This is a genomic window from Corynebacterium sp. HMSC065H09 (assembly GCF_001812845.1).
GTDB lineage: Bacteria > Actinomycetota > Actinomycetes > Mycobacteriales > Mycobacteriaceae > Corynebacterium > Corynebacterium jeikeium_D.
This window is the reverse complement of the sequence record NZ_KV810571.1, coordinates 36,839-48,945: the sequence shown is the minus strand read 5'-3', so window position 1 is coordinate 48,945 and position 12,107 is coordinate 36,839. Positions and strand designations below refer to the sequence as shown.

At 59.2% G+C, this 12,107-nt stretch carries 9 protein-coding genes and 1 tRNA gene; 4 read left to right on the top strand and 6 right to left on the bottom strand.

Annotated elements, in window-relative coordinates; genetic code table 11:
• Window positions 1-122 precede the first annotated feature (122 nt).
• The 3 genes from HMPREF2878_RS00200 to HMPREF2878_RS00190 all read right to left on the bottom strand — a co-directional run bounded on the left by HMPREF2878_RS00200 (window position 123) and on the right by HMPREF2878_RS00190 (window position 2,024).
• Window positions 123-196 (bottom strand) — tRNA-Leu (locus tag HMPREF2878_RS00200).
• Between the two features lie 50 nt (window positions 197-246).
• On the bottom strand, window positions 247-1,224 hold the full coding sequence (locus HMPREF2878_RS00195; RefSeq protein WP_070652662.1) for a DUF368 domain-containing protein: 978 nt from the start codon (window positions 1,222-1,224) through the stop codon (window positions 247-249).
• A 209-nt stretch (window positions 1,225-1,433) separates the two neighbouring features.
• A complete protein-coding gene (locus tag HMPREF2878_RS00190) occupies window positions 1,434-2,024 on the bottom strand; it encodes a TetR/AcrR family transcriptional regulator (protein ID WP_070652661.1) in 591 nt (196 codons plus the stop codon).
• Between the two features lie 459 nt (window positions 2,025-2,483).
• On the opposite strand from HMPREF2878_RS00190, the gene polA reads away from it, so the two are divergent.
• The 4 genes from polA to coaE all read left to right on the top strand — a co-directional run bounded on the left by polA (window position 2,484) and on the right by coaE (window position 9,023).
• Window positions 2,484-5,114 carry a DNA polymerase I gene (gene polA / locus HMPREF2878_RS00185; protein WP_070652663.1) on the top strand — a complete coding sequence of 877 codons (2,631 nt, stop codon included), beginning with the start codon at window positions 2,484-2,486 and terminating at the stop codon, window positions 5,112-5,114.
• A gap of 282 nt (window positions 5,115-5,396) precedes the next feature.
• Window positions 5,397-6,860, top strand: a complete 1,464-nt coding sequence (gene rpsA, locus HMPREF2878_RS00180) for a 30S ribosomal protein S1 (RefSeq protein ID WP_005510285.1) — start codon at window positions 5,397-5,399, stop codon at window positions 6,858-6,860.
• 378 nt (window positions 6,861-7,238) lie between these two features.
• Entirely contained in the window at window positions 7,239-8,348 is a 1,110-nt protein-coding gene (locus HMPREF2878_RS00175) for a glutathione S-transferase family protein (protein ID WP_371326175.1), read from the top strand.
• Window positions 8,349-8,381: 33 nt separating this feature from the next.
• The gene (gene coaE / locus HMPREF2878_RS00170; RefSeq protein ID WP_069359775.1) at window positions 8,382-9,023 is read left to right on the top strand and encodes a dephospho-CoA kinase; all 642 of its coding nucleotides are present in this window, start codon (window positions 8,382-8,384) and stop codon (window positions 9,021-9,023) included.
• On the opposite strand, the gene HMPREF2878_RS00165 is transcribed toward coaE, so the two are convergent.
• From HMPREF2878_RS00165 to HMPREF2878_RS00155, 3 genes are all read right to left on the bottom strand, one after another.
• Window positions 8,956-10,170 carry an aminotransferase class I/II-fold pyridoxal phosphate-dependent enzyme gene (locus tag HMPREF2878_RS00165; RefSeq protein ID WP_070652659.1) on the bottom strand — a complete coding sequence of 405 codons (1,215 nt, stop codon included), beginning with the start codon at window positions 10,168-10,170 and terminating at the stop codon, window positions 8,956-8,958. The two genes, coaE and HMPREF2878_RS00165, sit on opposite strands and share 68 nt — an antisense overlap.
• A 104-nt stretch (window positions 10,171-10,274) precedes the next feature.
• On the bottom strand, window positions 10,275-10,964 hold the full coding sequence (locus HMPREF2878_RS00160) for a hypothetical protein (protein ID WP_246821804.1): 690 nt from the start codon (window positions 10,962-10,964) through the stop codon (window positions 10,275-10,277).
• 94 nt (window positions 10,965-11,058) lie between these two features.
• Window positions 11,059-11,943: a DUF559 domain-containing protein gene (locus HMPREF2878_RS00155; RefSeq protein ID WP_049193954.1), complete on the bottom strand. Its 885-nt coding sequence runs from the start codon at window positions 11,941-11,943 to the stop codon at window positions 11,059-11,061.
• Window positions 11,944-12,107 lie beyond the last annotated feature (164 nt).

Sequence of the window (12,107 nt, the reverse complement as noted above, 5' to 3'; positions counted from 1 at the left end):
CCCGGAAAAGACACACTTTTCTTTACTTAACCCGAAAAAGAGTGAAAGATAGTGAATACTAACCCAATCAAAAACCCGCCCCCACCAGGCTAAAAGTCAGGTGAAGGCGGGTTTTAAAATCGTGCCCCCGGTGAGACTCGAACTCACACTGGACGGGTTTTGAATCCGTTGCCTCTGCCAATTGGGCTACAGGGGCGCAAAGCCGTCGATAAGCGAAAATGCTCTATCGAAGCGACTTTGACTAGTTTAGTCCATCGACCCCGAATTAGAAAAACGGCGCTGCGCATAAGCGACGACGCTGACGATTGCGGCGCCGAGAATGAACAGTCCGAGGGCGAGTCCCCAGTCGGAGCCGATGCCCTGGAGCTCGTTGTTTTCGGTCTGCCACGGCCAGAGAGCGCGCAGCGAACCGAGCATGAGGCCGGACATGGCGACCAACGTGAGCGCCTGGTGCGTACTCAGCAGCCATTCGAGGAGGCGGATGAACAGGACGATGCCGATCAGCGCGCCGACGAAGAACGTGCCGATGTAGGCGAAGTCACGGTCGTGAATTGCGCCCATGGTCGGTGCGTAGAGTCCGATGACCAGCAGGAAGAAAGAGCCCGAAACGCCCGGCAGAACCAGTGCGCACACGGCAATCGAGGCGGCGATGAGTACAAGCCAGAGAGGCGGCTGCGTCGGCGCGGCCTGTGGCAGGGAAGTAAGCGCGAACAGGGCGATGCTGAAGAACAGGAAGACGGCGATGGCCTTGCCGCGCATGCCCGGCTGACGCAGAGCGCCTGGCGGTAGCTCGTTCAGCGGCATGGTAATCGAGGCGGCGATCATGCCCATGAACAGTGCTCGAGAAGCGACTGGTTGGTTGGTGACGAAGTTCTCCATGATGCCTGCCATGGAGAAGACCACGGCAACCATGCCGATAGCCACCGGGATGAGCAGCCACCAGTCGATTCTGCGAAGGTCCTCCTTGAAGGTGCCCTTCGAAGTTGCCCGCGGCAGGTCGGTGATGCGCTTTGCCGATTCAATCAGGCGTCCGTAGATGCCCGTGATCAGCGCAAGGGTGCCGCCGGAGACCCCCGGAATCGTCTCGGCGAGACCAATGAGGCCACCGCGAACTGCGTTGGCGATGACACCCAGCGGGGTCGGCTTCGGGATTTCAGAGTAGGGGCTCGTGGTCGGCAGCGTGGTCGACTCTGCGCCAGGAGCGCTCGTATTTTCAGTAGACATCGCAGGCCATTGTATGTCTTCCACCTGAGAAGAAGCGTATTTCCGTGTGTGTATTAGTAGCTTCGGGGTGCGATTAAAGACACAAAACAAAAAAGCAGCGCCTGGGGTGGCGCTGCTGATTCAGTGAGTTACGCAGGAGTAGTCGGTGGCAGTGGGGGGGGGCAGTAGACGGTGGGCAGTGGAGCTGCTTTCTTAGCCGTGCTCAGTTCTTAGCCGTGTTCGATGATCTGCTGCAGGCAGCTGCCCAGGGCCTCCACCGAAATCCTCGGTGCGTTGGCCTCATCGATTAGGCCAGTATCAGAAAGAACTAGGTATCCGACGCAGAGGGAAATAGCCATTTGGCTGCGGTGCACAGCAGCATCGTGGCTAACGTCTTCCGGTCCGTCCTCTTCGACGCGGCGAATCAAGTCATCTGCAACAGCTTCATTGAACCGCTCGGCGATGACTTTTGCAGTTTCCTCGGAGTCGAGGGACCCGACAATCAGCGGAATCATGGACTGTCCGGCCATTCCTTGACCAGTCAAAATAGCGCTGGCCATCCGCTGGCCAAGTTCATTGAAGGGAGCTCGGCTGAGTGTGCCTTTGAACTGGCTGAAGTCAATCAGTTCGGCCATGAGACCTTCTTTGGAGCCGAAGTACTTGATGATGAGCGGCGCGCTAACGCCCGCATCGCTGGCAATTTCCTTCAGCGGCACGCTTCGCAAAGGCTTGCGCGCGAAGTGCCGAGCTGCAGCCGCGATGATGCGGTCGCGGGTGGACTGGGCGCTCCGTTGGAAATCGGTCGAATCGAACTCACTCATGCTGAAGAGTCTAAAGCCATGAAAGCGTAACTACGCCAATTGATTTCAGAGGCATGCGCAGGACGTGGTGATATGTTTTCGCGGCCACCTCAAAGAGGGGGTAATTTCTAGGTGCCTCATTTGGGGCAGGTTCCGTGCATGCTGTTGAACAATCGCTGGAAAATATGGAAAAACTCCAGGAAAATAAGGCGAATATTAAAGTTGGATTACAGCATTTCGGAAACTGAAACCAGGTGCCAAGCGACGCTCGAGAGGCTCACTCTTGCGAATCACTGTTCAGGTGGACTAAGGGGCTGCTGAATCCGTTTCAAAATGCAGCCTGATTACCGTAATTATTGTTCACTGAAGCTGACCGGCCAACAGCTCATCCTCCGCAGCTCGCGATTCCTCAGCGCGCATCTCAGTTTTCCTACGCTGTTCAATATTTTCCTACACTGGGATGTCATGAAGAAGACCCTCATGCTTATCGACGGTCATTCCATGGCCTTCCGCGCGTTCTTTGCCCTTCCGGTGGATAATTTCTCAACTACCGGTGGTCAGACAACGAACGCGGTGTACGGCTTCCTTTCTATGCTGTCCAATATCCTCAGCGAGGAAACGCCCACGCACGTGGCGGTCGCCTTCGATGTCGCCCGCGAGACCTTCCGCAACGAGATCTTCCCGGAGTATAAGGCTCAGCGTGAGAAGACTCCTGAGGAATTCCGTGGTCAGGTGCCGCTTATTCAGCAGGTGCTGAAAGAGATGGGCATCGTCACGCTGGAAAAGGACAACTATGAGGCCGACGACATTATCGCGACTTTGGCTACCCAAGCCAAGCCTGAGGGCTTCGAAACGCTCATCGTCACTGGTGACCGTGACTCGTTCCAGTTGGTCAACGACACCACGACGGTGCTTTATCCAATGCGCGGCGTCACCACGCTGCATCGCTTCACGCCTGCTGCTATCGAGAAGAAGTACGGTCTGACGCCGACTCAGTACCCGGACTTCGCTGCTCTCCGCGGCGACCCCTCCGACAACCTCCCGGGCATTCCGGGGGTCGGCGAGAAGACCGCGACGAAGTGGATCGTTCAGTACGGCACGCTGGCAAACCTCATCGACCACGCTGACGAAATCCGCGGCAAAGTCGGCGATAACTTCCGCGAGCGCGTCGCAAACGTCCAGCTGAACCGCGACATCACCGAAATGGTCAAGGACCTGCCCTTGCCATACGGTCCGAACGAGCTCGAGCTCCGTCCCGCCGACGCCCAGGGAATCATCGACTTCTTCGACCGCCTCGAATTCGGCGACAACCTTCGCGAGCGCGTGTTCCGCACCCTTTCCATCGAAGGCGCGGGCGTCACCGCCTCCACCAGCGACAGTGCGACAAAGCTCGAGGCTGTTTCGCTTGACGACGGCGCCCTGGCTGCCTGGCTCGATAATCTGCACGAGCCGGCCGCGTTGCAGGTCGGGGAGCACACCCTGATGATTGGCTCCGCAGATGAGAAGGGCAAGACCTCCGGCCAGGCTGTTTCTCTCGACTTGGGTGATCTTTCCGCCGAAGATGCCGACGCACTGCGCGAGTGGCTCGCTGGCGACCATCCGAAGCTGGTGCATGACTCTAAAACGGCCATGCATGCACTCTGGAACTACGACTTCGAGCTGGCCGGGGTCATCCACGACACCTTCCTGGCTGCGTATCTGCTGCGCCCAAGCCAGCGCAGCTACAGCTTGGACAACGTCGTCCAGCGTCACCTGGGCCAGACTCTTTCGCAGGCCGAGGGCCAGATGACCCTGCTCGATGGCCCGGCCGAAGACGCTTCCCATGTCGCCGCCGTCATCGACCTGGCTGAGCGATTGGCTGTCGAACTCGACGAGGCCGGGCTCTACAGTGTGTACGCCGACCTGGAAGTCCCGCTCGCCCCAGTGCTGGGTCGGATGGAGCGTGCCGGTATCGCTGTCGATGTTGATGCGCTCGAGGAGCTCCGAAAGCAGGCGCAGGCGGCTACCGATGAGGCGGAGAGTGAGGCTCGCAACCTCGTCGATAAGCCTGAGCTGAATCTCGGATCGCCGAAGCAGTTGCAAGAGGTCCTGTTTGACCAGCTGGGAATGCCCAAGACAAAGAAGACGAAGACGGGCTATTCCACGGCGGCGAAGGAAATTGAGGGGCTGGCGAAGGTCAACCCGCATCCGTTCCTGGATTACCTGTTGAAGTTCCGCGAGTCGCAGAAGATGAAGTCGACCGTGGAGGGGCTGATTAAGGCTGTCGCTGATGATGGCCGTATTCATACGACTTTTAATCAGGCGGTCGCGGCGACGGGGCGTCTGTCGTCGACGGAGCCGAATCTGCAGAACATCCCGGTGCGCACGGAGTTCGGGCGACGGATTCGTGAGGCGTTCGTGGTCGGCGATGGCTATGAGCAGCTGATCACCGCGGACTACTCGCAGATTGAGATGCGCGTGATGGCGCACCTATCGCAGGATCCGGGGCTGATTGAGGCCTACCGCCAGGGCGAGGACCTGCATAACTACGTCGGCTCGAAGGTCTTCGGCGTCGGCATCGATGAGGTTACGCCTGAGCTGCGTCGTCGTGTAAAGGCGATGAGCTACGGATTGGCTTATGGTCTGAGCGCTTTTGGTCTGGCTCAGCAGCTCGACATTCCGCAGCGCGAGGCGAAGAAGCTCATGGAGGACTACTTCGAGCGCTTCGGTGGTGTGCGCGATTATCTGCACAAGGTTGTTGAGCGGGCGCGCAAGGACGGCTTTACGGCCACGATGTTCGATCGTCGTCGCTACCTGCCGGAACTCAACGCCGACAACCGCATCGCTCGCGATAACGCGGAACGCGCGGCATTGAACTCGCCGATCCAGGGCTCGGCGGCAGACATTATTAAGATTGCAATGCTCCGGGTCGACGATGCTTTACGACGGGGCGGGTTGCGCTCACGTGTCCTCCTGCAGGTTCATGACGAATTGGTTGTTGAAGTTGCAGATGGGGAAGAGGCGGCCATCAAGGAGCTGCTGCATCGGGAGATGGACTCGGCGGCTGAATTGTTGGTGCCGTTGGATGTTTCTATCGGTGCTGGTGTGAATTGGGATACTGCTGCGCATTAGTGGTGCGAAGGTCGGGCCGTAGTGCTGGTCGGCGGACTTGTTGCGGGCTTGCCGCGGATGTGTTGCGGACTTGAATGTCGCAGCTCAAATCGGTATTGTTCGCTAGGTATGCATTAGCGTGCCGACTTTGCAGCCTCGAGCTTCATGGACATCGGGTTAACTAATTGCCAATGGTGAGATTCGCCGAAAGCGGATTTGGCCCGGTTGTCCAGGGGTTTCTTTGAGGGGCAAGGCCGAAATTGTCCGTTTTTCGATTTCTATCCGCTTCGGAGCACATCTTATATGTCCACTTCTAACGTCCCTCAGGTTGCCATCAACGACATTGGCACCGCTGAGGATTTCCTGGCCGCTGTCGACTCGACGATGAAGTACTTCAACGATGGTGACATCGTTGAAGGCACCGTCGTTAAGGTTGACCGCGACGAGGTTCTTCTCGACATCGGCTACAAGACTGAAGGTGTCATTCCTTCCCGCGAACTGTCCATCAAGCACGATGTCGACCCTGACGAAGTGGTCGAAGTTGGCGATGAGATCGACGCGCTGGTCCTGACCAAGGAAGACAAGGAAGGCCGCCTCATCCTGTCCAAGAAGCGCGCTCAGTACGAGCGTGCTTGGGGCACCATCGAGCAGCTCAAGGAGAACGACGAACCGGTTACCGGTACCGTCATCGAGGTCGTCAAGGGCGGCCTGATCCTCGACATCGGCCTGCGCGGCTTCCTGCCGGCTTCCCTCGTCGAGATGCGTCGTGTCCGCGACCTCCAGCCGTACATCGGCCAGGAGATCGAGGCCAAGATCATCGAGCTCGACAAGAACCGCAACAACGTCGTTCTGTCCCGCCGTGCATGGCTCGAGCAGACCCAGTCTGAGGTCCGCTCTGAGTTCCTGCACCAGCTGCAGAAGGGCCAGGTCCGCAAGGGTGTCGTTTCCTCCATCGTCAACTTCGGCGCATTCGTCGATCTCGGCGGTGTTGACGGCCTGGTTCACGTTTCCGAGCTGTCCTGGAAGCACATCGACCACCCGTCCGAGGTTGTCCAGGTTGGCGACGAGGTCACTGTCGAGGTTCTCGAGGTCGACCTGAACCGCGAGCGCGTTTCCCTGTCCCTGAAGGCTACTCAGGAAGATCCGTGGCGCGTCTTCGCCCGCACTCACGCAATCGGCCAGATTGTTCCGGGCAAGGTCACCAAGCTGGTTCCGTTCGGTGCGTTCGTCCGCGTCGAGGAGGGCATCGAGGGCCTGGTTCACATCTCCGAGCTGGCTTCCCGCCACATCGATGTTCCGGACCAGATCGTCTCCGTCGACGAGCAGGTCATGGTCAAGGTCATCGACATCGACCTCGAGCGTCGTCGTATCTCCCTGTCCCTCAAGCAGGCTGACGAGGACTTCACCGAAGAGTTCGACCCGACCAAGTACGGCATGGGCGACTCCTACGACGAGCAGGGCAACTACATCTTCCCGGAGGGCTTCGACCCGGAGACCAACGAGTGGATGGAGGGCTTCGAGACCCAGCGCGCAGAGTGGGAGGCTCGCTACGCAGAGGCAGAGCGTCACCACCAGCTGCACGCTGCCCAGATCGAGCGTCACCGCGCTGCAGCTGCCGAGGCTGCAGAGACCGCTTCGAACTACTCCTCCGAGTCCGGCGAGGCAGCTCCGGCTGCTCCGGCCGCACCGGCTGCAGACAATGCAGGCGGCACCCTGGCTTCCGACGAGCAGCTCGCTGCTCTGCGCGAGAAGCTGGCTGGCAACTAAGCTAGACCGCTAAGGGCTTACACGTCCCTTTGAGAAATTGCCCCGGCGAGGTTTTCCTCGCTGGGGCTTTTTCGTGCCTTCTTTGCTTTACGACGGGCACCTGCTCGGCCTTGTTCTTATATCGGCGGCTTGAGGGCTTGCTGCATCCTTGGTCCGGGTGATGGAGCTTTGGGCCATAAAGGTGGCGCCGCTGTTGCCTAAAGCGGGCTTGCGCTTCACCAGAAGTGGCTTGCTGCACAGTAACGGGCTGCTGGCGAAGCGCAAGCCGTCCTATTGGCCCTAAGGGCTCTAATGTCCTGGTGGCCTTGTCGATTTTGGTGGCTCTGGCTGCCCTTACTGCCGTTGACAGCCTATCTTTCTGCCCATATGATTGATGACATGACAACAAAGGGCGAAGCCAAGCAGGTAGATAACGCTAACCAGGTAGAGGATTCCTCCCACTCCACCGGTGGTGTGTACTCCCAGGAGGGCAAGGACTTTAACCGCGACACCCGCTATATCAACGACCGCATTGTTAAGAACGGTCGCGAGGTAGGCGACGGAATTAAGACGTGGCCCGTTGAAGCCGGTCGCTACCGCCTTGTTGCAGCTCGCGCCTGCCCGTGGGCGCATCGCACGCTTATTGTTCGCAGGTTGCTCGGCTTGGAAGATGCAATTTCAGTCGGAATTCCAGGGCCAGTGCACGATGCCCGCTCCTGGGCATTCGACAAGGGACCAGGTGGCCGTGACGAAGTACTAGGCTACGAGCGCCTCCAGGAGGCATTCCTCAAGCGTTTCCCGGACTACCAGCGCGGCATTACTGTTCCGGCCATCGTCGAGATCGAGTCGGGCGAGGTCGTGACCAATGACTTTCCCTGGATCACCTTGGACTTCATTACCGAGTGGACCGAGTTCCACCGCGAAGGCGCCCCGGATCTTTACCCGGTGGAGATGCGCGAGGAAATGGATGAGCTTATGCAGTTCATCTACACCGAGATCAATAACGGTGTCTACCGCTGCGGCTTCGCAGGCTCGCAGGACTCCTACGACAAAGCTTACGACCGGCTGTTCAATGCCCTAGACAAGGTTTCTGAGCGCTTGGAGACCCGCCGTTACCTCATGGGCGACCACATCACTGAGGCCGACATTCGCCTTTACACAACCCTCATCCGCTTCGATGCCGTCTACCACGGCCACTTCAAGTGCAACCGGAGCAAGATCTCCGAGATGCCGGTTCTATACAACTACCTGCGTGATCTCTTCCAGACTCCGGGCTTCGGCGACACCACTGACCTCGTCGATATCAAGCGCCATTACTACGAGGTCCACTGCGACCTCAATCCTTTAGGGATTGTCCCGAAGGGGCCGGAGCTCTCTGACCTGCTCCAGCCGCACGGCCGTGAGGCCCTTGGTGGCAGCCCATTCGGTAACGGCACCGCCCCGGCCCCAGTCAACCCAGATCCCGTTGAAGAGGGTCACCGCATCGAGGATCTCGTCGTAAAGCACTAACGTGCGGGGGCGTGTCCACGTACCCTTAGAGACATGCTCAAAGTAGGACTAACCGGTGGCATGGGCAGTGGGAAATCTACGGTCGCCCGTAGGTTTGCCGAGCTCGGTGCTGTCATCATCGACGCTGATCAGATCGCTCGCGATGTCGTCGAACCCGGGGAACCGGCGCTGGCCGAACTCGCCGAAGCTTTCGGCGAGGGCATTTTGCTTGACGACGGCTCCCTCAACCGCGGCGAACTTGCGAAGCGGGCCTTCGTATCCGCGGAGAAGACGGAGCTGCTGAACTCCATCACCCATCCGCGTATTGAGCAGCGCACCGAAGAGCAGTTCAACGCGGCAGGTGACGCCATCATTGTTTTTGACTCTCCGCTGTTGATTGAAATGGGGCAGTCGGAAGCACAGGACCTCGTCGTAGTTGTGCATACCCCGGTGGAGGTCCGTCTCGACCGTCTGGTGGAAAGCCGCGGTGTAGACCGAGAGGATGCGAAGCAGCGCATCGCTAAGCAAATCAGCGATGACAAGCGCCTGCAGTTCGCCGACGTGGTTCTGGAAAACTCAGGCACCGAGGAGGACCTCGTGCGCCAGGTCGACCGGATTTGGGAGCGGATTATTCAGCCGCTGAATCAGATTCGCCAGCTGCAGGCCGGGCAGCAAGATAATCCCGCAGCCGGATGATAGCCTCCTCAATCACCTCGGCGCGCTTGCAGAAAGCGAACCGCACCAGGTAGCGGTACTTTTCTGACTCTGGGTCATCCACAAAAGCGGTGACGGGGATGGCTGCGACGCGGCATTCCTTGACCAGCAGGGTGCAGGTCTCCAGGGCGTCGCCAAGCCCCCAGCTCGAGACATCGGCGACGACAAAATACCCTGCCTGCGGCGTGAAGACGTCGGCGCCAAGGCCCTCCAACCCATCGGCGAGGAGCCGCATGTTGCCCTCGAGCTGACCCGCCAGCTCGTCCACCCATGGGGCACATTCCTGCAGGCCACGGGCGACTGCGGGCTGAAGGGGAGTGGCGCCGACATAGCTCAAGAACTGCTTGGCCTTGACGACGCCATCGAGTAGTTCGGTCGGGGCCAGCGCCCAGCCGATCTTCCATCCGGTGACGTTGAAGGTTTTTGCGGCGCTGGACACGACAATGGTTCGCTCGCGCATGCCGGGCAGAGCGCTGATGGAAGAGTGTGACAATCCGTTGAAGTACAGGCGTTCGTAGACTTCGTCGGCAAGCACGAGTAGATTGTTTGCGATGGCGACATCGGCGATGGCCTGCAAGTCCTCCTCCGTGAGGACGGTGCCGGTGGGGTTGTGCGGCGAATTGATGATAATCATGGCCGTTTTAGCGGTGACGGCATCGGCAAGCGCGCTGCGGTCGAGCGACCAGGAGCGTGCCGTGCCGGAAGCTGCGGGGATGAGCGGCACCGCGGTATATGTGCAGTTAGCCAGTGCGATGACGGCTTTGTACGAGTCGTAGTACGGCTCGATGACGATGACGTGGCTGCCGGGTTCGAGATGCCCCAAGGCGGTGGCGGCAATCGCCTCCGTGGCGCCGACCGTGACGAGGCATTCGGTGTCGGCGTCGTAGACCTGCCCCGTGCGGCGGGCGCGATCGGCGACGATGGCATCACGGAGCACCTTCATACCGCGGCCGGGGCCGTACTGGTTGTTTCCTCCAGCTATCTGATGTCGCGCCTCCGCGAGCACCTCGTCCGGCCCATCCCAATCCGGGAAGCCCTGCCCAAGATTGATTGCCTCGTGCTCGGTAGCGAGGCGGGACATGGTGGCGAAGATGGTCTCGCCGAAGGGGCGCAAGCGGGAAACAGTCATGGTTTCACTGTAGGCGGGAGTTTGCGGGCTTGTTGCGATTCCCCATCGGCGAATCGCGGCTGGCGGCCAGCAGTTGCACCGACTGCCGACCGCCACCTGGTGCGCTAGTACATGTAAAACTTCGCGTTGTTGCCGCCGGTGCACACGACAACGTCGTCTTGTGTGCTGCAGCTGAGGTCGTAGGTCTTCCCGGTCGCGGGACTCTTGGCCTTGATGTTTGGCTGCAGGTGGTCGCGGATATTGTCCTCCGAGGCGTTAAGCCCCTCGGTCTGCTGGTTGAAAACGGCCTTCGCAAAGTCGCAGCTGGTATTCGGGCCCGCCGCGATGAGGTTGAGGCCGTACCCATCGCCGTAGATGCAGGTGGTTGCCTGTTCGCCGGCCGCCATGAAGGTAGATCCCGGCGAGGGGTTGTTGTAGATTTCAGCGGTCATGTCCTGACGAAGCCGGCTCCCGTCGCCGTTGTCGCCTCTTTCGCTTGACGACGTCGACGCGCCACCAGTCTCCGCCGTCGATGTATCGCCTCCCTGGTCCGGTGCAGAACCGGTTGGGTTTGGCGTGTTGCCCGAACTCTTGTCAGACACGCCATCCTCGGTCTGAGTAACGGTAGTGGTTTCAACCGGAGCAGCAGATTCGGGCGCTGCTTCAGTTTCCTGTGTTGAGCAGGCGGTGAAAGCCAATGCGGTGGTAGCGAGGATGCCGGCCACAAGGGCTCGGTGTGAGGTTGCTTTTCGAGTGGTGGAACCTGGGCGAGTCGTAGCGGGCGTGTGGACTGGTGTGCGGCGCGAAGTGTTCATAGGCGCCAGGCTAGTTGCTGTTCGGTCAGTTTTCATTACAAAATAAATAACAATTTGGCAAGTGGATGGCTGTTTATCTCGCGATATCGGCTGTTTATCGCTGCTTATTGGCGTAGCCAACCGTTGGATTCCATTCCCAAACTTTCTGACAGGCAGGCCATCCTGGTTTATAGTCCACGCGGGGACGGCGCTTTTGCACCCATCGAATTGCCTGCTCGATTTCGTCGAGGACACTGTCGAGATTCCAATTGATGCATGAGTCTGTGAACCGCAGGACTATCCAGCCGTGCAGCGTGCCGGAGTTGGCCTTCCAGCGATCTGCGATGAACGAGTCCTCGTTAGCGTGGTACGTCTCTGAGTCGACTTCGATAGCTATTTTCCACTGGTCAAGCAGGATGTCGAAGCAGTAGGGGCCGATGTACTGGTTCATTCGGATGCGGTACCCGCGCTTGATTAGTGGACGGGCCAGCTTGCGCTCGAGTTCGCTGCATGAGCCGATTGGCGTGGTGGCGATGGTTTCACGCAGCCAGGCGGGAACTTTCCGCATCCGGCTGAGGTCGTGGTTGAGTCGCTTCTCGCCGTCCCGGCCGGCGTAGTGTGTTTCCAGGATTCTGCGTGCATAGTCTTTTGAAGCTCGTGCTGCCCAGAGTGCTTCGACAACTGGGAGGCCATTGATGCTGGTGTAGGACGGTAGGCGGCTGTGCCTAATGGAGAAGGTCTCGGCCTGAACTGATCCCGCGCCTTCTGCCTGGATAGGAAGTGTCAGGGGAAGTCTCAAGTGGATTTGAGCTGCGCTTTTACCGGTTAGCGCAATGCTTTTGTAATGCCCCGTGATTGCTCGGGCGACTGAGGCGGGAGAGTGGTCGTCAATGTAGAGGCCACGTACCAATTTAATTAGCCTGCCTTGTTGTAGGAGGGCTCTGGTCTTTTTCTCTCCGATGCCGAGTGCACGCAACTCGGCCGTGGTGAAACTTCCCATGGTCGGGACTCTAAGCTTTTTCGGCCCAGGGGATTTTCTGTGAGAGAGGCTCCACGTCCAATCTGTGGACAACTTTCAGGGTGTGGATAACCCAGGCCTCCCGCAGCCTTGCAGCCTTGCAGCCTCGCAGCCGCAGCCGCGGACCATCGATAAGACGGCTTGCG

What these genes read in the sequence shown, in the direction of transcription:
- HMPREF2878_RS00165 (WP_070652659.1), bottom strand. Translation starts at nt 10,170, where the DNA reads ATGACTGTTTCCCGCTTGCGCCCCTTCGGCGAGACCATCTTCGCCACC.
- polA (WP_070652663.1), top strand. Translation starts at nt 2,484, where the DNA reads ATGCTTATCGACGGTCATTCCATGGCCTTCCGCGCGTTCTTTGCCCTT.
- coaE (WP_069359775.1), top strand. Translation starts at nt 8,382, where the DNA reads ATGCTCAAAGTAGGACTAACCGGTGGCATGGGCAGTGGGAAATCTACG.
- HMPREF2878_RS00175 (WP_371326175.1), top strand. Translation starts at nt 7,239, where the DNA reads ATGACAACAAAGGGCGAAGCCAAGCAGGTAGATAACGCTAACCAGGTA.
- HMPREF2878_RS00155 (WP_049193954.1), bottom strand. Translation starts at nt 11,943, where the DNA reads ATGGGAAGTTTCACCACGGCCGAGTTGCGTGCACTCGGCATCGGAGAG.
- HMPREF2878_RS00190 (WP_070652661.1), bottom strand. Translation starts at nt 2,024, where the DNA reads ATGAGTGAGTTCGATTCGACCGATTTCCAACGGAGCGCCCAGTCCACC.
- HMPREF2878_RS00160 (WP_246821804.1), bottom strand. Translation starts at nt 10,964, where the DNA reads ATGAACACTTCGCGCCGCACACCAGTCCACACGCCCGCTACGACTCGC.
- rpsA (WP_005510285.1), top strand. Translation starts at nt 5,397, where the DNA reads ATGTCCACTTCTAACGTCCCTCAGGTTGCCATCAACGACATTGGCACC.
- HMPREF2878_RS00195 (WP_070652662.1), bottom strand. Translation starts at nt 1,224, where the DNA reads ATGTCTACTGAAAATACGAGCGCTCCTGGCGCAGAGTCGACCACGCTG.